This window comes from Salipaludibacillus neizhouensis (assembly GCF_002886185.1).
GTDB classification, from domain to species: Bacteria; Bacillota; Bacilli; order Bacillales; family Salisediminibacteriaceae; genus Salipaludibacillus; species Salipaludibacillus neizhouensis.
Genome location: NZ_KZ614146.1, coordinates 800,141 through 819,092, shown reverse-complemented (window position 1 = coordinate 819,092; position 18,952 = coordinate 800,141). Strand labels below are relative to the sequence as shown.

Annotated in this window: 19 protein-coding genes; 1 reads left to right on the top strand and 18 read right to left on the bottom strand. The window is 37.9% G+C overall.

Annotated features, from left to right (window positions below):
* Nucleotides 1–10 precede the first annotated feature (10 nt).
* Entirely contained in the window at nucleotides 11–883 is an 873-nt protein-coding gene (locus tag CEF18_RS03810; protein ID WP_110935269.1) for a YitT family protein, read from the top strand.
* A gap of 62 nt (nucleotides 884–945) precedes the next feature.
* On the opposite strand, the gene CEF18_RS03805 is transcribed toward CEF18_RS03810, so the two are convergent.
* The 18 genes from CEF18_RS03805 to trpE form a co-directional block, all read right to left on the bottom strand.
* Nucleotides 946–1,635, bottom strand: coding sequence for a zinc metallopeptidase (locus CEF18_RS03805; RefSeq protein ID WP_110935268.1), 690 nt, complete (start codon nucleotides 1,633–1,635; stop codon nucleotides 946–948).
* Between the two features lie 89 nt (nucleotides 1,636–1,724).
* Nucleotides 1,725–2,552, bottom strand: a complete 828-nt coding sequence (locus CEF18_RS03800) for a sporulation protein YpjB (RefSeq protein ID WP_110935267.1) — start codon at nucleotides 2,550–2,552, stop codon at nucleotides 1,725–1,727.
* 173 nt (nucleotides 2,553–2,725) lie between these two features.
* On the bottom strand, nucleotides 2,726–3,322 hold the full coding sequence (gene lhaT / locus CEF18_RS03795) for a lipoprotein heptaprenylglyceryl N-acetyltransferase LhaT (RefSeq protein ID WP_456114864.1): 597 nt from the start codon (nucleotides 3,320–3,322) through the stop codon (nucleotides 2,726–2,728).
* A gap of 93 nt (nucleotides 3,323–3,415) precedes the next feature.
* Complete coding sequence (locus tag CEF18_RS03790) at nucleotides 3,416–4,261, bottom strand: menaquinol-cytochrome c reductase cytochrome b/c subunit (RefSeq protein ID WP_110935265.1); 846 nt, start codon at nucleotides 4,259–4,261, stop codon at nucleotides 3,416–3,418.
* A 32-nt stretch (nucleotides 4,262–4,293) separates the two neighbouring features.
* Nucleotides 4,294–4,965, bottom strand: a complete 672-nt coding sequence (qcrB, locus tag CEF18_RS03785; protein WP_110935264.1) for a menaquinol-cytochrome c reductase cytochrome b subunit — start codon at nucleotides 4,963–4,965, stop codon at nucleotides 4,294–4,296.
* 17 nt (nucleotides 4,966–4,982) lie between these two features.
* On the bottom strand, nucleotides 4,983–5,483 hold the full coding sequence (locus tag CEF18_RS03780; RefSeq protein ID WP_110935263.1) for a QcrA and Rieske domain-containing protein: 501 nt from the start codon (nucleotides 5,481–5,483) through the stop codon (nucleotides 4,983–4,985).
* A gap of 133 nt (nucleotides 5,484–5,616) precedes the next feature.
* Nucleotides 5,617–6,096, bottom strand: coding sequence for a YpiF family protein (locus CEF18_RS03775; RefSeq protein ID WP_110935262.1), 480 nt, complete (start codon nucleotides 6,094–6,096; stop codon nucleotides 5,617–5,619).
* A gap of 180 nt (nucleotides 6,097–6,276) precedes the next feature.
* The gene (locus CEF18_RS03770) at nucleotides 6,277–6,825 is read right to left on the bottom strand and encodes a ReoY family proteolytic degradation factor (protein WP_110935261.1); all 549 of its coding nucleotides are present in this window, start codon (nucleotides 6,823–6,825) and stop codon (nucleotides 6,277–6,279) included.
* Nucleotides 6,826–7,075: 250 nt separating this feature from the next.
* On the bottom strand, nucleotides 7,076–8,347 hold the full coding sequence (locus CEF18_RS03765; RefSeq protein ID WP_110935260.1) for a tetratricopeptide repeat protein: 1,272 nt from the start codon (nucleotides 8,345–8,347) through the stop codon (nucleotides 7,076–7,078).
* Nucleotides 8,348–8,430: 83 nt separating this feature from the next.
* The gene (locus CEF18_RS03760) at nucleotides 8,431–9,342 is read right to left on the bottom strand and encodes a hypothetical protein (protein WP_110935259.1); all 912 of its coding nucleotides are present in this window, start codon (nucleotides 9,340–9,342) and stop codon (nucleotides 8,431–8,433) included.
* A gap of 132 nt (nucleotides 9,343–9,474) precedes the next feature.
* On the bottom strand, nucleotides 9,475–10,773 hold the full coding sequence (gene aroA / locus CEF18_RS03755) for a 3-phosphoshikimate 1-carboxyvinyltransferase (protein ID WP_110935258.1): 1,299 nt from the start codon (nucleotides 10,771–10,773) through the stop codon (nucleotides 9,475–9,477).
* 12 nt (nucleotides 10,774–10,785) lie between these two features.
* Complete coding sequence (locus tag CEF18_RS03750) at nucleotides 10,786–11,889, bottom strand: prephenate dehydrogenase (protein WP_110935257.1); 1,104 nt, start codon at nucleotides 11,887–11,889, stop codon at nucleotides 10,786–10,788.
* A 10-nt stretch (nucleotides 11,890–11,899) separates the two neighbouring features.
* Nucleotides 11,900–12,982 carry a histidinol-phosphate transaminase gene (gene hisC / locus CEF18_RS03745; protein ID WP_110935256.1) on the bottom strand — a complete coding sequence of 361 codons (1,083 nt, stop codon included), beginning with the start codon at nucleotides 12,980–12,982 and terminating at the stop codon, nucleotides 11,900–11,902.
* Between the two features lie 43 nt (nucleotides 12,983–13,025).
* A complete protein-coding gene (trpA, locus tag CEF18_RS03740; protein WP_110935255.1) occupies nucleotides 13,026–13,823 on the bottom strand; it encodes a tryptophan synthase subunit alpha in 798 nt (265 codons plus the stop codon).
* Nucleotides 13,820–15,649 carry a tryptophan synthase subunit beta gene (trpB, locus tag CEF18_RS03735; RefSeq protein ID WP_110935254.1) on the bottom strand — a complete coding sequence of 610 codons (1,830 nt, stop codon included), beginning with the start codon at nucleotides 15,647–15,649 and terminating at the stop codon, nucleotides 13,820–13,822. Before trpB ends, trpA begins: the two co-directional genes overlap by 4 nt.
* The gene (gene trpC, locus CEF18_RS03730) at nucleotides 15,646–16,425 is read right to left on the bottom strand and encodes an indole-3-glycerol phosphate synthase TrpC (RefSeq protein WP_110935253.1); all 780 of its coding nucleotides are present in this window, start codon (nucleotides 16,423–16,425) and stop codon (nucleotides 15,646–15,648) included. The genes trpB and trpC overlap by 4 nt, the downstream gene beginning before the upstream one ends.
* Complete coding sequence (gene trpD, locus CEF18_RS03725; RefSeq protein WP_110935252.1) at nucleotides 16,425–17,438, bottom strand: anthranilate phosphoribosyltransferase; 1,014 nt, start codon at nucleotides 17,436–17,438, stop codon at nucleotides 16,425–16,427. Before trpD ends, trpC begins: the two co-directional genes overlap by 1 nt.
* A complete protein-coding gene (trpE, locus tag CEF18_RS03720) occupies nucleotides 17,435–18,940 on the bottom strand; it encodes an anthranilate synthase component I (RefSeq protein ID WP_110935251.1) in 1,506 nt (501 codons plus the stop codon). Before trpE ends, trpD begins: the two co-directional genes overlap by 4 nt.
* Nucleotides 18,941–18,952 lie beyond the last annotated feature (12 nt).

The window sequence follows — 18,952 nt, the reverse complement described above, 5'->3', positions numbered from 1 at the left end:
GAGGGTTCGATTGACTGCTAAATTACAATGGAAGCATGTTTTATTTATTATCCTGGGAACAGCTATCATGTCTTTTGGATTAGTTTATTTTAATATGGAGAACAATTTAGCTGATGGTGGTTTCACCGGTATAACATTAATTCTTTATTTTATTTTTGAAATAAATCCAGCTTATTCTAATCTCGTTCTGAATATACCTTTATTTATCATCGGGTGGAAAATACTGGGACGCAATGCTTTTATCTATACGTTAATTGGAACTTTGTCTGTGTCTTTTTTCTTATGGTTATTTCAAGCGTATACGTTTGTTTCTATACCTCTATATGATGATATGACATTAGCGGCCTTATTTGCTGGCGTTTTTCTAGGTGTTGGTTTAGGAATTGTCTTTCGTTATGGTGGCACAACGGGCGGTGTGGATATTCTCGCTCGTTTAAGTTTTAAATATTTTGGTTGGAGCATGGGACGAACAATGTTTATTTTCGATGCCGTTGTAATTACTACCTCTCTTATTTATTTGAATTATCGTGAAGCAATGTATACTTTGTTAGCCGTGTTTGTCGCAGCAAAAGTTATTGATTTCATGCAGCAGGGGGCATACTCTGGAAAAGCAGCGATGATTGTCTCAGAACATGCCACTGATATTGCCTCTGCAATCTTACAAGAGATGGACCGAGGAGCAACGATATTAAAAGGGAAAGGAACCTTCACAGGTGAAGATCGTGAAGTACTGTATTGTGTGGTAGGACGAAATGAACTAGTACGCCTAAAAAACCTTATTGCTAAATTAGATCCACACGCGTTCGTCTCGTTAGGTGATGTTCAGGATGTAATGGGCGAAGGCTTTACTTTGGATGAAAACAAAAAACCTTTAGAGATTTAGGTTCTAAAAATTTTAAAAAAGGTGTGTCACTTGGTTTCTATACCTAGTGACACACCTTTAAATTATTCTCTGTTCATTGCTAAAAACATTAGTACAAATCGTATCAATTCTGCTAGAGCTACTAGTGCTGCTGCAACATAAGTTAATGCAGCGGCATTCAGAACCTTTTTAGTTTCTTTTTCTTCATTATTTCTGATAACTCCAGTTGAAACAATTTGTTCCATTGCTCGGTTTGAGGCATTAAACTCCACTGGTAATGTAACAAGCTGGAACAATACAGCAAATGACATGAAGATAATACCAACTAATACCAGACTCGGTTGCGTTAAGAGTATACCACCGATAATTAAGAAAATGGAACTGTTTGAACCGAAACTAGCTACAGGAACTAGAGTAGATCGTAAACGTAAAAAACTGTACGCTTCTGCATCCTGCATAGCGTGTCCAACCTCATGAGCAGCTACTGCAGCCCCTGCAATTGAATTCCCATAATAATTATGTTCAGATAATCGAACAACTTTTTTTCTTGGATCGTAATGATCTGACAGTTGACCTTTAACAGGCTCTATTGTCACGTCATATATACCGTTATCATTTAATATTTTCCGAGCTACTTCTGCACCAGTCATTCCTGAGGATGAAGCAACTTGTGAATATTTTCGATACGTACTTTTCACTCTTGAACTAGCCCACCAAGGAATAATCATTAACAACGCAAAGTAAAGAATAAAACCTCCAAAAGATTCAATCATGCTGCTATTCCTCCCAGAATTAACTTCTTCTTCAATTATAAAATTAATTTTAGTCAAATAATTGATTGGTGTCAATCTAAATGATTTGGTTAGTTATCCTGATCCCGTCTTCTGTTTTTTTTATTAACGACTTCTTGCTTATGACCACGAAACTTTTTGAAACCGACATACGAAAGAGTACTCAAAATAGCACTGCTCATCGTGATAATTAACCAATAAAGTGATGGATCGGCTAATGTTGATTCTTCCTCGTCAAAAATAACTACTAATTGAGCTTCTATTTTTTCAAGATGGGCATTCCATTCATTTGGTTTGATCGAATCGTTTGTCATTAAAACTAAGTATTTAACTTGTGAATGAAGTATTTGAAGATTCGTTTCCTCAAGTGCAACAGTTAAGGCTGGCTGAACAGTATTATAGTGCCCAATAAAAGATCGTAATGGGGATTCTATTGCTTTTAAATCTGCTTCATCTGAAGATATATGAAGGCTCTGCAAGGATAAAAGTAAAGGTTCTTCCATCTCTTTCCACAAAGGATCCTCATGCTTCATATAAGCATCCATTAAGAGTCTTAATTCATAAACTAATTGAATCCTCTTAGCTTTAGATAAAGAAGTACTTTTGACAGCTTCAAGTGCATCATCATAGGACATAGTTATCACTTGAAGCTCTTTCATCGTTAACTTTTCTTCGTTTAGCATTTCAAGAAAATGTTCGGAAAATCCCTCTAAGATCTTTGAAGCTTCTTCATAATGTTCTTGCTTAACGTATTTTAAAATTGTATCACTTTGATGATTTAATTCCGTCCATCCATCGTTAGTATTCCCAGATACTCGTCCATCATTTATATAAAAAAGTGCAGAAAAAATCAGGAAATAACATGAAAACCATATAAGTAATTGTTTGCCTTTCCTCATGCCCGACCCTCCTCTATTTCTTACTTCATCTTATGATGAGTAGGACAAGAGTAGACCGATACTTTTTTTTAATGCTAGAATGTACAGCTGGCGGCTGCAATCCTCAAAATTAAAAAACACCTCCACGCATTGTAAAGGTGCAACTAAGTAACGAAAGCTCACGCTGTATTAAGTTATTTTTCTTCTATTTGTCTTTCCAAGCTAGTTTTATTTAGAATATATACAGTGAAAAGGGAGGCAATGCCTAGCCAAAAAGTGAAGTAGCCGATTTCTTGTATATAGGGTTGAATAGAGCTAGCCACTCCGGGGTGCATATTATATATATAATCGATCACATCATTATGTATTGTCCAGATAGCTACAAGGATTAAATGCCATGGTCTGATTCTGTAATAGGGCGTATACAAAAGACCTTGGATTGCCATGCCTAGATGAGAGGTTATCAGCATGAAATTGAGTATTCCTATATTACTACCAGCAACTTTGGCAGCCAAAATCATTACTACAGCCCACACACCATACTTTAATAATGTTACAGCTGCCAGTGCTTCTAGGATAGGTATATTTTTCCCGAACAGAAATGCAATTAATACAAGACAGAAAAATAAGCTTGCCGTTGGACTATCCGGAACAAATAACAGAAAAATTAGAGGTGTATTTGCTAATTGAGACTCATACCAGATATACCCATAAATCGTCCCTCCAATATTCACTGCTAACAATAGCGCGATAAACCATCGCCGACCAATTATATGTAACAAATAGGAAATCATTATCATCTTCCTTTACAAAGAAATTTCATAATAGATAGTAGAAAAAAAGCTGACTGATTTTCTTCAGCCAGCTTCCTATGGGAACATCTATTATTCTTCCGTAGCTTCTTCAGCTTCTTCTTCACTACCATCTTCTTCTGCCTCAGCATCGCCACCGTCGGCACTTTGTCCGTCGTTAGCAATAAATGCAGCAAGAGTTTCAAGTTCCTCTTCGGAACCCTCGAACTGACCAGCAGGCATTGCACCTTTACCGTTAGTAATAATCTCAATTACTTCCTCGGTATCGTAGTCACTTTCGAACATGTTTGGACCAGATGATCCACCTAACATATCTCCACCATGGCATCCGATACAGGAATCCTGCGACTCAAAAATTTGATAACCTTCCGCTGATTCATCAACTTCCATATCTACATCATCCGTAATTTCACCTTGTTCTGCTGCCGCTTCCCAATCATGTTGATCTACAGATTCCCATGTTAAGAAAAATACAGATATAAAACCTAAAAGCATTAACGATGTAGCTATTGGTCGTTTTAATGGGCGACGTTCTGACCCTTTATCTAACCAAGGTGCCAACAACAATGCACCAAACGCAATACCAGGAATAACAACTGCTCCCATTACTGTGTATGGACCAGCAGCAAACTCATACTTCAATAACTGATAAAGAAATAAGAAATACCAGTCTGGTAACGGTATATAACCAGAATCAGTTGGATCTGCAACTCGCTCTAGCGGTGCTGGATGGGCAACTGTCAGTACTAAGTATCCGACAAGAAAAACAGCCCCAACCATCCACTCGCGAAGCAAGAAGTTCGGCCAAAATGCTTCTGTTTTACCCGGATATTCAGAATAGTCTTTCGGTATATTTGGTTTCTTCTCTGCTGGGACACGTGAGTCACCAACAAACTTCATCCCTTTCCCGCGATGCATAGCTTTCCCTCCTTATCTTATAAACACCCTTTTTACAATGGTCCAGAAATACCTTGTTTTCTAATCATGAAAAAGTGGGCGCCTAATAATCCTAATAAAGCTCCAGGTAAGAAGAACACATGAATCGCAAAAAAGCGTGTTAATGTTTGTGCCCCTATAATTTCTCCACCTGCTAGTAACGTTTTAGCAAAGCCACCAATAACTGGTGCACTTTCTGCAATTTCAAGTCCAACTACAGTAGCAAAATATGCCTTCATATCCCAAGGTAATAAATACCCGGTAAAACCTAAACCTAAAAGAACAAAGAATAAGAGTACCCCAACTACCCAATTCAATTCTCTAGGTTTCTTATATGATCCTGTAAAGAATACACGTAATGTATGTAGGAACATCATCACTATAACGAGACTGGCGCCCCAATGGTGCATCCCTCTTACGATCATCCCATGAGTGACATCATTTTGTAAATAATACACAGACTCATAAGCATTAATTATATCTGGCACATAATACATGGTCAAAAACATTCCAGATAGAATTTGAATAACGACAACAAAAAATGTCAAACCACCAAAACAATAGACAAACGCTGAAAAATGATGAGCCGGGTTAACGTGCTCAGGCACTTCGTGATCAGCAATATCACGCCATAAAGGGGTAATATCTAACCGTTCATCTACCCAATCATATACTTTTTGTAGCATTGTTTCATTTCCCCCCTTTAACGCTCATTAGTTTGTCCTAAATAAACCATACCGTCCCTGACTTCTACATCATAAATATCCAACGGTCGCGTTGGCGGTGTTCCAGCGATGTTTGTACCATCTTTTTCAAAACGACCACCATGACACGGACAAAAGTAATTACCTGGATAATCTTCGTTAGCATCCCAGTTTACTGTACAACCCAAATGTGTACAGGTTGGTGATAGGGCAACAATTTCATCACCTTCTTTATAAATCCATGCAGATTGAGACTGCTCTGAAGTATGCCAAGCATCTACTATTTCTACATTAAAATCTACGCGTTGAGGTTCTCCGGTCAACTCATCTTCACCAATACCAACAGAAATAAAATCTGAACCGCCTGAGGCTTCTAATGCTGGATCTAATGCCATCCGAACCATTGGACTAAGCATACCCGCAGCCATAAAACCACCAACGCCTGTTAATGTATAAGTTAAAAATTGACGCCTTGAAACTCGATGCTTCTTTTCACTCACGATCTTCCCTCCTCACATACAGTTCTTCCCAATTATTTTACACACAAAAAACATACTAAGACATCATAATGATAGCCCAAAAAAACGGTCTATGTCAACAAAATCCACAAGATCATTTTAGAAGAATAATAACTTAGTCTTCTCTTTCGGTTGGCTCTTCTTGCCACTTCAAGGAAAACAAAGGCATAACCTGCTGAACCTGCTCTTGAATTGTTTTTTTAAATTGATCTGTTTTTGTTGTTTCTGTTGAAATTGCTGGAAGCCAAATAAGCTCACCAGGTAGTTTTTTTTCAACTATTTTCCATTCACTGTCTGCAGTTATATACATAATATATTTAAAACCTTCTTGATATAAATGCTTGTCCCATTCAACTAGTCTTCTAATTTTTTCTTCTTTAGATTCAAATTTCAAGTATGTAAAAGGGGGGAATAAAAAAACTCTTCCTGTAAATTGTCTCTCAATATAGTCTGATAGATAATTTGTATATTCTCCCATGTTTATAATATTTTTCTCATCCTTTCCCCATTGAACAGGGGTAAGAGGTATTATTGCAGTGTCAACATATTCTTTTGCCTTTGAGTACATCTCTATCTGATCCATTTTCCATTTCATTTTTCCAATCTCCTTTATCTACATCCTGTTAAATATTTCAGCCACAATCTCTTAATCATCAATGAGGTCTTCCCATGATGCTTCGTAAAGAAGCTGTCTTCTATACGGATTGCTTCAAAGTACGTGTCAAAAGTCATTATTTTTTTTGAAATATCCTCTATTCAATAACGAAAAGCCCTTTTACTCAAGGGCTTTGAGTGCACTATATTGTTCAGCCAGGTTCCGGAAAGACAATTTATCACCACTCATAAGGGCCTCATCAATACAGCCTTCAAGCATTTTCATTTTGTGATGCCGTAACGACTCGTCTAAGATCATCTCGGCTAATAAGCTTTGAACATTTTCTTCCTCTTCATTGATAGGCAAATATGGGTTTTCTTCTAACACAGCTAAGTATTGCGGTATTTTTTGCTTGTTTTTAAAATTCAATTGAATAAAAATATCCTCATTTCTATTCAATCGGATATCATGAAAAGACTTTTCAGCATCCATCGTAACATGTTGATTTTTATGAAATGCAAACGGCACATGCTCTACATTATTCGCCGATATCATCAGCGCTTTAGGACAATGCTCTGCTTGTTCAACAAAATGAACACGTTCAATTAAAATATCATCACTCATTAAGAAATTAAGTAACCATGCACATTCTCGACGTTTCAATTGGTATTCCTCTAAAAACCATTTAAGAAAGTCTCGCTTCTCCATGACAGGAACTGAATTTTCCATCAGAATCCCTCCCTCTTATATTATAAACAATTTAGGGACAGCTTACATTTCTTTTCTTCATGACTAATAAGTAATAATGGTATTGCTATATATACTTATTCGAGAAATTATCGTTAAATCCTTTTTTTTTGATAATTTTTTTATTGTTTCCTTGGATAATTTCTTAACGATTTGAGGTAATGTTTTTTACTTATAATTGAGCAAATGAAAACCTCAAATAAGATCTTGTATTTATTACCAAATATCATTATTAATCTTTAAGATCAATGAGTCTTTCTTCAATATCATAACGTTCTGGATAAGCCTTAAATAATTCTTCAAGTAAATTAATTCCTTTTTCTTTTTTATTGCTTGCTAAAAATGTAAAAGCAGCTTCTTCCAATAAAGCATCGTCTCTTGTTAAAGAATTAAGAGCAACTTCATAGGCCTCCAAAGCTTCCTCGACTTGGTCATCCTCAAATAGCGCCTTACCTCTATAACGCTCGTAGACAGGGTCATATTCATTGTAGTCATCCAAAAAACTCAACAATTCCAATACACTTTCAAAATCTTCGTTTTCCTCAAAATAAGCCAGAAGTTCTTTTACTGCTGTAACATTCGATGGATTTAATGCGATAACCTTTTCGAGATACTGCCTGCCCTCTTTATTTTCTCCACTTTTTAGATGGAGCCTTGCCAGTTCCAAATATAAGTCTTCGTTAAATTCATCTTTCTTAATGCCATCCTGCAATACGGTCATCGCTTCTTCTCGTTGATTGAGCGCAATAAACGCCTTAGCTAAGTAAGAGTATACAGTTGTGTAATCCGGATCCATCTCAAGAAGTCTGTTAAAAGCCTTAACTGACGTTTCATAGTCTTCCAGCTGAAGTGCTGTAAAGCCATATCCAAATAGGCCATCTGTCGTTTCTTCTTCATCTAATCCTTCTTTATAATAAAGTAGAGCATCTTCGAATTCTCCTGTAGCACTATATGCTTCGGCTAATCTCAACTGGGGTTGAATTGGAAGCTCATCAGGAAGATCGCCTTGATGAATCGCTTTTCTATAGTATGATATAGCGTGGTTATAATCTCCCCGATTGAGATAGAACTCTCCTAAGCCAAATTGTAAGACGGAGTCGTTCGGTTCATTTTTCAAAGCCTCGATTAATTTTTGTTCCGCAACTTCTTCTAATCCTTGACTTTCGTAAAGATCTGCTAGTAATAATTGTGCTTGAATATAAGAATCATCATCTTGCTTAATTTCCGTTAACATATCGATTGCTTCATCTTCTTTTCCCAACTCACTGTAACACTCTGCTGCAAAAGCAAAGAGTTCTCCATGTTCAGGATACTGAAACATTAATTCTTCCACAATTACAATAGAACGGTCTACTAAACCTAGTTCAAAATATAATTCTGCAATAGTCCTCTTCGTTTCGTCATCTGTTTCTGGTTCATTAACCAAGGTATCTATTTGTGTCAGGCCATCTTCATGTTGACCTTCTTCGATAAGTTTAATTGCATTTGCTAATTTTTCATACATTGTAAATAAGCTTCCTTTCATCATTTCGTTTCTTTCATTTTAACGGACACATGGAATGAGTCAACTAGTTCGATTCTAACAAGTTAACTAAATTTGCTTCTTTCGATCTGATACCGATGAATATTTTCAATCGAGAGTAATTGCTCTGGAATAATATATTTTAATTCTTTCCCTTTTTTATTGTCCAGATACCAAGAAGTTCCAGCCTTCAATATTTCTCCTTTTTGTACGATAATTGCCGGAGCTATATATTTATTTTTCATGGGATCATTTTTCTCATACATAAAGTAATCTGCATCACTGCCAGAATCGAAGCTCCCTTTATGCGGATAGAGTCCCATCCTCTTCAAAAACAACAAAGGCAAATCATTCGTGAATGAGGAAATTTCCATAAAACTGTTTATTGAAAATCTAGTAATCAATCGGCTCCAGGCTTGTTCTATTTCTTTTAATCCCTTTTCATTTTCTGTTTCTATGTCAGGATCAAGTACAAACATCATACGTTTAGGAAATGCTGCCTCTAAAATCCTTCCCCATGGAATGCTTAATAAGGATTCTACTGTTTTGGGTTTAATACAAATTAAAAAGATGGAATGATTTTTAAGAAGTCTGATCCATGATGGAGTTAATTTAGTAATGGGCAATCGAACACCATGAATATAGTCAAGAGGACAGTTCATTAAGGCTCTTCTGGATTTATCTAATATGACATCGGTTTGACTTTCATAAGAAATATCAACAATGTGTATAAATGAAGAATAACCACCTAATAGTAATCTTTTAGAATATGAAACGCCTTCTCCTCTAATATAGGCATTACTTATATCGGCATCCATAGTAACTTTACCTGCCCTAACATCAAAAGTTGTTGTGTCCAGGGTCATAATATTCTTCTTGGAAAATGCCTTATTATAGTAACGGATTGATCGGTTTTCTATTTGAATCACTTTATTTCTTCCTGTTTTTTCGTCCCAAACTGGCATCACGTATTCCATTTAACTCCACCCCATCCTTTTTATAGACAAGCTATGTTAGAAGAGCAGTGTATATGTCCATTTGTACTAAAATAATGAATAGAGGGTGCCTCACAAGGTCAAAAAGACCGGATGAAACACCCTCATACTAATCTAGTTAACTTCTTTCATAAGACCCCGTAGATCTTCAAAAAAAGTTGGATAGGAAACGGCAATCGCATCCGTATCTTTTACTGTTACATTTCCTTTTGAAATTAATCCGCACAAAGCCATCGCCATGCCGATTCGATGATCATGAAAACTTTCTACAGTTCCACCAGAAATAACTGAATTTCCATGAATAATCATACCGTCATCTGTTGCTTCAATACCTACTCCCAGTATCTTAAGCTGATTTACAACCGTATCAATTCGATTTGTCTCTTTAACTTTTAACTCTTCAGCATCCTTAATTACTGTTTTCCCTGCAGCTTGAGAAGCCAGAACAGCAATTGCGGGTATCTCATCAATCAATCTTGGAATCAGATCACCGCTAATAGTAGTCCCTTTTAACGCGGAATATTGAATCCTTAAATCAGCTACAGGTTCACTTCCAAAGCGCCTTTTGTTCAAAATTTCAAGGTTAGCTCCCATCTCAAGTAATACATCGATCATTCCTGATCGTGTAGGGTTTATGCCAACATTTTTCAGCGTAATGTCACTTCCGGGAACTACTGCTCCAGCAACTAGCATAAATGCTGCCGAGGATATGTCACCTGGAACCTGAACGGTCGTCCCTTGCAACTTCTGTCCTCCTACTAGTGAAACAGATTTCTCAGTAACCTCTAAATGAACGCCAAAGCTCTCCAGCATCCTCTCTGAGTGATCTCTGGACTTAGATGGTTCTGTCACTTTCGTAGTTCCAGATGCATATAATCCTGCAAGCAGTATTGCTGATTTAACCTGTGCACTCGCAACAGGCGAATGATAATCTATTCCCTTTAAACTACCTCCCCTTATATGTAACGGTGTATAAGAGGCTAAGCTTCTGCCATCAATCGTTGCATTCATCATTTTTAAAGGACCTGTAACCCTCGCCATAGGGCGTTTCGCAATAGAATCATCCCCAATAAGAACCGAAGAAAACTCCTGGCCTGCAAGTACACCTGATAAAAGTCGAATTGTTGTTCCTGAATTCCCGACATCCAAAATACTCTGTGGTTCCTGAAAACCTTGAAGTCCCTTACCGTGAACTACAATATAATCCTCATTCTCTTCGATTTTAATGCCTAAAGATTTCATACAGGCAATTGTGCTTAAACAGTCATCCCCACGTAAAAAGCCGTATATCGTTGTTTTTCCCTCTGCTAGTGAAGCAAATAACACTGCTCGATGACTGATGGATTTGTCACCAGGAATTTCAATTGTCCCTTGTAACGATTGTTTCAATGGTTCCACAAGTTGCTGGCTCATAGGTCTCCCCCTTTATGGTGCATCGTATGTCTCATACATGTGTACTTTTAATTGTTCTTTAGCAAGAGTCAAGTCATCTTCTGAGCGAAAGCTTAAACGCAGTACCCCCATAATATCTTCCCTGGCTTCAATAATTCTGATATTTGTGATACTAATATTTGCTTCTGCCAGCAAAGCTGTCACATCTGAAATCACCCCAGGGTGGTCAGGAACATCTACGAAAAGGTCATAGAACGGTAGAAGTGCTCCTTTTTTCTTTGATGGCAATTGATCCCGTGCATCTTTCGCATCGGAAAAGTAAGCGTATATTTTCTCCTCATCCTTATCAATTAACATACTTTCTACTTCTTTCATAATATCTTGCCATTCACCTAGCATTTCCAATAACGTTTCTTGATTGTGCAGTAAAATATCACGCCACATGGTCGGAGATGCAGAAGCTATTCTCGTTATATCCCGAAAACCACCGGCTGCTAATTGTGAGACTAAAGGGTCTTGTTCCCCTAGTTTCGTCATTTGATGTACTAATCCAGAAGCAATGATATGTGGAAAATGACTTATAAGACCTGCAAACTTATCATGTGTTTTAGGATCTAACTGGATAAATTTCGCTTGTGTTACTTTCAACAAATTTTGAAGCTGAATCACTTTTGCAGAAGGAACGTCAGCAGTTGGTGTTAATATGTAAAAGGCATTTTCAAATAGATGCTCTCTAGATGCTTCGACACCAGTCTTATGAGATCCTGCCATTGGATGGCCGCCAATGAAATAAACACCTTTTTCTAAAAGCTGTTGCCCCTTCTCTACGATTGTTTGTTTCGTACTGCCTACATCAGTAATTACACTGCCCTTTTTTAGAGGAAGATTCGTCAGCTCTTTCAAAATCTGGATAGAGCTGTCAACTGGAGTTGATAAAATAATTGTATCTGCCTCAGAAGCTGCTTCAGACACAGAAGTTACTGATTCATCTATAATTTGTAGACTTTTGGCTAGTCTTCTGGCACCAGGATCAATATCGTATCCAACAATAATTGCTTCCGGATAACCTTTTTTAATTGCAAGAGCGAGGGAGCCACCTATTAGACCCAGCCCGATAATAAATATACGTGTCCTCACAGTGTTCCTCCTATACGAGCCAATTCGTTAATTCTTCAATAATTTTATCATTCTGTTCAGGTGTTCCTACTGTAATCCGAATAGAGGTTGGGAATCCTAATGCCTCTCCATTTCTAGTAATAAACCCTTTCGACAATAAATATTGAAAGATATCGCTGCCTGGTTTTCTTAAATCCATTAAGATAAAATTTGCTTGTGACGGATAGTAATCAAAACCATTTTTCTCACAAAAGTCAACATACTTCGCTAATTCTGTCTTGTTTTTCCGGTAACATGATTCAATAAATTCTTGATCCTCCAAGGCAGTTAATGCTGCTTTTTGAGCAATAGTATTCGTATTAAACGGCCCTCTGCCAGGATCAATTTCCCTAATTAATTTTTCGCTGCCGATCCCGTATCCAACTCGCAAAGATGCAAGTCCGTATGCCTTTGAAAACGTACGTAAAATCATTAAATTAGGATAATCCTTCAACAACGGCAATGTGGATGGATAGTCTTCTGCTGTAACATATTCATAATAAGCTTCATCGCTTACAACAAGGACATCTTTTGGCACCTTTTTTAGAAATGACATAAATGCATCTTCATTGACGTATGTTCCAGTAGGGTTGTTCGGGTTACATACAAACACCATTTTTGTATTATCATCGATCGCTTTATGCATCTCATCCAAGTCATGTACGCCATTGTTTAATGGAACGGCCTTTATTTCTGTTCCTTCAATTACAGCATTATGAGCATATTGAGAAAAAGTTGGGTCTGCAATGACAATGTTGTCTTCATTTGTTAGAAAAGAACGACATAAAATTAAAATAATTTCGTCTGATCCATTCCCAAATATAAGTTGCTGTTCGTTTACACCGAGCAAATTAGCGGTTTTCGTTCGCAATTCCTGCGCGTAGCCATCTGGATAAACAGCAATATTTTGAAATTCCTCCATGATAGCTTTTTCTACGCTTGGTGAACTACCATATGGATTTTCGTTCGACGCTAATTTGATCACTTCTTTTAATCCCAGTTCACGCTTCACTTCTTCTATCGGTTTACCTGGTTGATATGGCTGAAGACCAACCATAGATGATTTAATGTTCAATGATATCTCCCCCACCTAATCGACTGTATTTACTTCTATACTATTACGAAATGAGTTCTTGTACAAATTCTTTAATCTCTTCAAGTGCTTTTTGTTTTGTTTCTTCCTCTTGCAAAAGCAAATTTCGCTCTCCAATAAATTTCACTAACGCACTCCCTACAATTACACCATCTGCAATTGATTGAAAATGCTGAACATGTTCTCGTGTAGAAATCCCAAACCCTGCTAGAACAGGAACGGTTGCTGTGGTTTTTAATGTTTCAATAGAGGCTGCCAAGTCATCAGAAAAACTTTGTCTAGTGCCTGTGACCCCTAAAGAAGTTACGTAGTAAAGAAAACCGTCGCCGAGTCTACTGATTTTTTCCATTCGGTGCTTGGAACTTGGAGCTATAAGAGAAATAACAGAAATATCCTCTTTCCCGCAAAGCTCACGAAGCTCTTCACTTTCTTCAAACGGTAAGTCAGGAATTAAGATCCCATCAATATCTGCTTCCCGCATTGCCGAAACAACATTTTCGATTCCATACGACAGAACTGGATTGACATACGTAAAAAGCACAACCGGTAGCTCAAGTCCTCTTGTTCTTGCTTCTTTAATTCCTTTCAACGCGCTTGTCAAACTGCCACCAGCGTTTCTAGACCGGTCTCCCGCCGCTTGTATCACAGGACCATCCGCTAAAGGATCACTAAACGGAACTCCCCATTCTAATGCATCTACGCCAGCATTCTGAAGCTCTAAAGCAATATCGATTGCAGCATCATAACTAGGATCTCCACTCATAATGTATGGGACAAATCTATCTTTTTTATCCTGAAAATTGCTCTTTTTTATTCGGTTCATTCTTTGTCACCCCCGAGAACTTCCTGTATCGTATGAACATCTTTATCTCCCCGACCTGATAGACAAACGAGTAATACATCATCCTTGTTCATTTTTGGTGCTTGTTTACGAACATAAGCGAGTGCATGAGCAGTTTCAATTGCCGGAAGAATTCCTTCTAATTTACAAAGATCTTCTAATGCAGCCATTGCCTCTGAATCGGTTACCGCTTCATATTTCACGCGGCCAGTATCTCTTAAATGAGCATGCTCTGGTCCAATTCCCGGATAATCCAATCCGGCTGAAATAGAATATGGCTCAATAATATTTCCGTGTTCATCCTGTAACAAGTACGATAGCGATCCATGAAGCACACCTTTTCGACCTTTTGTAAGTGTAGCCGCATGTTCCGAAGTATCCGTACCTTTTCCAGCCGCTTCAACGCCTGTTAAAGCGACATCGTCATTGATAAACGGATAAAACATTCCCATTGCATTACTTCCTCCACCAACACACGCAACAACTTCGTCTGGTAAGCGACCAATTCTCTCAGCTAACTGAGATTTCGTTTCTTCGCCAATGACACTCTGAAAATCACGCACCATCATCGGATAAGGATGTGGACCGACGACACTGCCGATCAGATAAAACGTATCATGTACATTAGCTACCCAATGTCTGATCGCTTCATTTGTCGCATCCTTTAATGTTTTGCCTCCTGAATGGACTTCAATCACTTCAGCTCCAAGAAGCCGCATACGGAAAACATTTAATTCCTGGCGGCGCATATCTTCCGCTCCCATAAATACTTTACATGATAAACCGAACCTCGCAGCTACTGTTGCAGAAGCTACTCCATGCTGACCAGCACCGGTTTCAGCAATAATTTGTTTCTTCCCCATTTTTATTGCAAGAAGTCCTTGTGCTAAAGCATTGTTAATTTTATGAGCGCCAGTATGATTCAAATCTTCCCTTTTTAAATAAATTGTCGCACCACCATAATGATTGGACAACCTTTCTGCCTTCGTTAACGCAGTCGGTCGGCCTGAATATTCTTTCATTTCCCTCAGTAATTCTGCTGAAAAGTTCTCATCATGTTTCACTTCTTCATAAGCTTTTTCTAATTCTTCCAATGCGTACATTAAAGTTTCGGGAACATACTTTCCACCAAATGGACCAAATCGTCCTAAATGATCAGGTTGTTGATACGTTTCATTCACTGCTTTTGTCATTCCACTCATCTTCCTTTCATCCTTTTCCCCATTTGTTTCAATCCCAGAAGATAGATCAATTCCTAAAGGGTTATATTTTAATAGAGCTTGAATATTGTCTAATTTCACTCCACCAGCGATCAGGCAAGGAACGCCTTGTCGAGCTGCCTCCTTGGTATAACTCGGTATCGCCTCCCAGTCAAAAGCAATTCCGGAGCCCCCCCAAGCATTTGCCGTCTTCGTATCAATAAGGTAACCATCGACAACAGAACTGTATTTTTTCATTTCTTCTAGAGCTCTGTCGTTATGATGGATCGTCTTATACACGTCCACACCTGTAAAACTCTTTACAGTTCGAATTTCTTCAACAGATTCATTACCGTGACATTGAACGATGTCTATTTTCGCATCCTGAACAACCCTTGCAATTTTTTCGACTGTTTCATTTACAAACACACCTACAAGCTTCTGATGGGGGCTTGCAGGTGTTTCAGTTGCCCATTGACCAACTTCACCTGGATCGACCTGTCGTTTGCTGGGAGCAAAAATAAAGCCAATGAGATCAGTATTTGATGCTACTGCCTTTTTATAATCTTTTTCATTCATCATACCGCAAAACTTTAAAAGTGGTTTCATTTTTTATCACTCACATAAAACAAAGAATCGACGAATTGTTGTTTATTTTGACTCGTCATAAAACCTTCTCCAACAAGAATTCCGTTTACATTTAACTCCCTGAGTTTATCAACATCGTTTTTAGAATGAATACCACTTTCACTGATTAAGGTAATTTCTTTAGGAATATATTGTTGAAGTCTCTTCGTTGTTGTCAAATCTGTATCAAAAGTGCTTAAATTTCTGTTATTTACACCAATTAAATGCGGTGTAATATGAGATAGTACTTTTTCTAATTCGCTTTCATTGTGAACTTCTACCAAAACGTCCATACCAAGTTCGACTGCTTGTGTGTGCAACTCTTTTAATTGAGAGCTTTCAAGAATAGCAGCAATGAGAAGGATCGCATCGGCACCGATTCGTTCAGAATACGAAACCTCTTTTTCATGAATAATAAAATCTTTTCGTAAGATTGGGTTTGTTACTTCTGATTTTATTGCTGTTAAATAGTCCGCATGGCCTTGAAAGAATGATTGATCGGTTAATACTGAAATCCCCGCTGCTCCGATGCTCTGATAAGATTTTGCAATTGCAACAGGATTAAAATCATGCGTTAAGATACCTTTTGAAGGACTGGCCTTTTTTACTTCAGCTATGATCCCTAATGGGTGTTGAGAGTTTCTAATTGAATCCGTCAATGAATACTTCGAACGTGTTACGAGACGTTCGCTTGGTAGAATTAAGGATGATAATTCTTCTTTTTTCTTTTCTACGATACGATCTAATATAGTTGTCATCAGGTATTCGAAGCCTCCTTCTCCATTTGTAATGCTTCTAGATGTTTCATGACAGGCTCACCCAAAGCTTTTCTAGCAGCATGGACTCCTTCTGACATTGACGATACAGCACCTTGAACGTAGAGACCAGCCCCTGCATTTAAAAGAAGTAAATCCCTTGCTGCTTCTGGCGCTTTCTCTTGAAAAATTGCTTGAATGAGCGCTGCACTTTCTTGTGGTGTCTCGACTATTGCGCCATCGATATCATTCGTTGATAAACCTAGGTCTTCCGGAGAAATAGTGTATTCCTTAATAGTTCCTTGATTTACTTCAATAACAGTCGTTTTACCTTGGATAGTAATTTCATCAAGCCCATCTTCCCCACAAACAAAAAGAGCGCGTTGAATTCCTAATCGGCGGGATGCCTCAGCCATTTTTCTGGCAGCTTCAACATCATAAACCCCAATAATCCTATGTGATGCACCTGCTGGATTTGTCAGCGGGCCTAATAAGTTAAAAATAGTCTTCATTGCTAATTTCTTTCTGACGGGTGCAACATTTTTCATTGCAGAGTGATAAGTCTGTGCAAACAAAAACGTCAGATGATGTTTTCGAAGCATATCCTCCGCTTCCTTTTCATTTTTCTGAAAAGGAATACCTAGTTCTTCTAATACATCTGCACTACCAGTTTTAGAAGAAACACTGCGGTTGCCATGTTTCGCCACATTTACGCCCATTGAGCTTAATAAAATAGCTACTGCGGTAGAAATATTATACGTACTTGAACCATCGCCGCCAGTACCACATGTATCCATTACTTCAAAAGGTAATGATATTTGAATACTTTTTTGTTTCATTCCTTTTGCAAAACCTACTAACTCATCAACAGTTTCACCTCGGAATTGGAGAATGGCTAAAACAGCGGCCATTTCTTCCTGTGTAACAGCACCTTCCATCATCTCCATTACAAGATGTTGCGCTTCCTGTTCCGACAACGTTTCTTTTGACATTATCTTATCTAACGCTCTGCTCATCTTTTAGAAACCTCCTCAGCTTCAAATCTCTGCTCGGCTAATTTAATTGCGTATATTAATGCTTTTGCTTTGTTTCGTGTCTCTTCCCATTCACTTTCTGGGACAGAGTCCTGTACAATACCGGCACCTGCTTGAACATAAGCAACTCCCTTTTGAAGGACAATTGTCCGAATCGCAATACAAGAATCAATCACCTGATTAAATCCACAGTAAGCAATTGCGCCGGCATAAACTCCTCTTTTCATTTGTTCTAACTCCTGAATGATTTCAACAGCACGGACCTTAGGGGCTCCTGAAACCGTACCGGCGGGATGAGTAGAAAATAAAGCTTCAAAGGGATGTGTTCCTTTACGCAAATTGCCTGTGACTTTCGTCGTTAAGTGCATCACATGTGAAAAATAAGATACGTTCATCATATCCTTGACATTCACTGAGCCATATTCACTTACGCGGCCGATATCATTTCTGGCTAAATCTACTAGCATCAAATGTTCCGCTCGTTCTTTCTCATCACCAAGTAGATCCTTAGCTAGTAATTCATCTTCTTCTTTCGTTTTACCGCGTTTTCTTGTACCCGCAATTGGATGAATTTCAAGTTCTTTGGATTCATCCACTTTTACTAAGCGCTCTGGTGAGCTACCTATAATTTCCTGATCATTAAATCTTATATAGTATAAATATGGAGATGGATTTATCTTTCTTAAGACGCGATAAAGAGATAAACCATCCGTTTGAACTGGCAATTCAAATCTTTGCGATAAAACAGCCTGAAAAATATCACCAGCACCAATATATTCTTTGATTTTGTTTACTTGATTCATATATTCCTCTTTAGAATAGTTGGAAGCCACACCTTTGAAGATATCTTCATCTTTCGTTTGTGTCATTGGAACCATCGACGCTGAAACCACGTTATCCTCTTCAATCTTTTGAAGGATGTTATCAACTTCTGTTTTAGCAAGATTATAGGATCTATCCGCATCAGTACTGTTTGTTGATTGAAGATGAACAACTGTTAACTCTTCTTTTTCATGATGATATGCTAAAATGGTTTCGCAAAATAAGAAAGATACATCACTCGATGTTTCTGAACGCTTTAACCTAGGTTCATAATGAGCATAAGCTTCGAATCCTAAGTATCCAACCGCCCCACCTGGAAAAGGAAGATCAGGCATATTGGGAGAAATATTTAAATAGTTCAACGCTTTTTCCCAAGTATCTTGAAAAGCACTTCCTTCTGCTAAAACATCACCAGCTTTATTTTGAAACACATACGATTTATCTTGATCGAAAAGGGAATAAATTGGATTTAATCCGATAAAGGAATAATTTGACCACGGAGATAACGGGTCCTTACTTTCAAGAATAAATGCTGCTTGGTCGTTAAATAAATGGAATAATTGAATGGGTGTTTTTGTATCTGCAAATACCTTCGCCGATACAGCTACAGTCTTATATGTTTGAGATTCTCTCTCAAATGCTTCTTTTGATATCGTTAACATTCCAATCACCTC

Coding starts and splice junctions, on each gene's coding strand:
- trpC (WP_110935253.1), bottom strand. CDS start 16,425: ATGACAACTATATTAGATCGTATCGTAGAAAAGAAAAAAGAAGAATTA.
- trpA (WP_110935255.1), bottom strand. CDS start 13,823: ATGAACCGAATAAAAAAGAGCAATTTTCAGGATAAAAAAGATAGATTT.
- CEF18_RS03775 (WP_110935262.1), bottom strand. CDS start 6,096: ATGAAATGGAAAATGGATCAGATAGAGATGTACTCAAAGGCAAAAGAA.
- CEF18_RS03805 (WP_110935268.1), bottom strand. CDS start 1,635: ATGATTGAATCTTTTGGAGGTTTTATTCTTTACTTTGCGTTGTTAATG.
- trpD (WP_110935252.1), bottom strand. CDS start 17,438: ATGAGCAGAGCGTTAGATAAGATAATGTCAAAAGAAACGTTGTCGGAA.
- trpB (WP_110935254.1), bottom strand. CDS start 15,649: ATGAAACCACTTTTAAAGTTTTGCGGTATGATGAATGAAAAAGATTAT.
- CEF18_RS03760 (WP_110935259.1), bottom strand. CDS start 9,342: ATGGAATACGTGATGCCAGTTTGGGACGAAAAAACAGGAAGAAATAAA.
- CEF18_RS03765 (WP_110935260.1), bottom strand. CDS start 8,347: ATGTATGAAAAATTAGCAAATGCAATTAAACTTATCGAAGAAGGTCAA.
- CEF18_RS03770 (WP_110935261.1), bottom strand. CDS start 6,825: ATGGAAAATTCAGTTCCTGTCATGGAGAAGCGAGACTTTCTTAAATGG.
- aroA (WP_110935258.1), bottom strand. CDS start 10,773: ATGAGCCAGCAACTTGTGGAACCATTGAAACAATCGTTACAAGGGACA.
- CEF18_RS03800 (WP_110935267.1), bottom strand. CDS start 2,552: ATGAGGAAAGGCAAACAATTACTTATATGGTTTTCATGTTATTTCCTG.
- trpE (WP_110935251.1), bottom strand. CDS start 18,940: ATGTTAACGATATCAAAAGAAGCATTTGAGAGAGAATCTCAAACATAT.
- CEF18_RS03790 (WP_110935265.1), bottom strand. CDS start 4,261: ATGCATCGCGGGAAAGGGATGAAGTTTGTTGGTGACTCACGTGTCCCA.
- qcrB (WP_110935264.1), bottom strand. CDS start 4,965: ATGCTACAAAAAGTATATGATTGGGTAGATGAACGGTTAGATATTACC.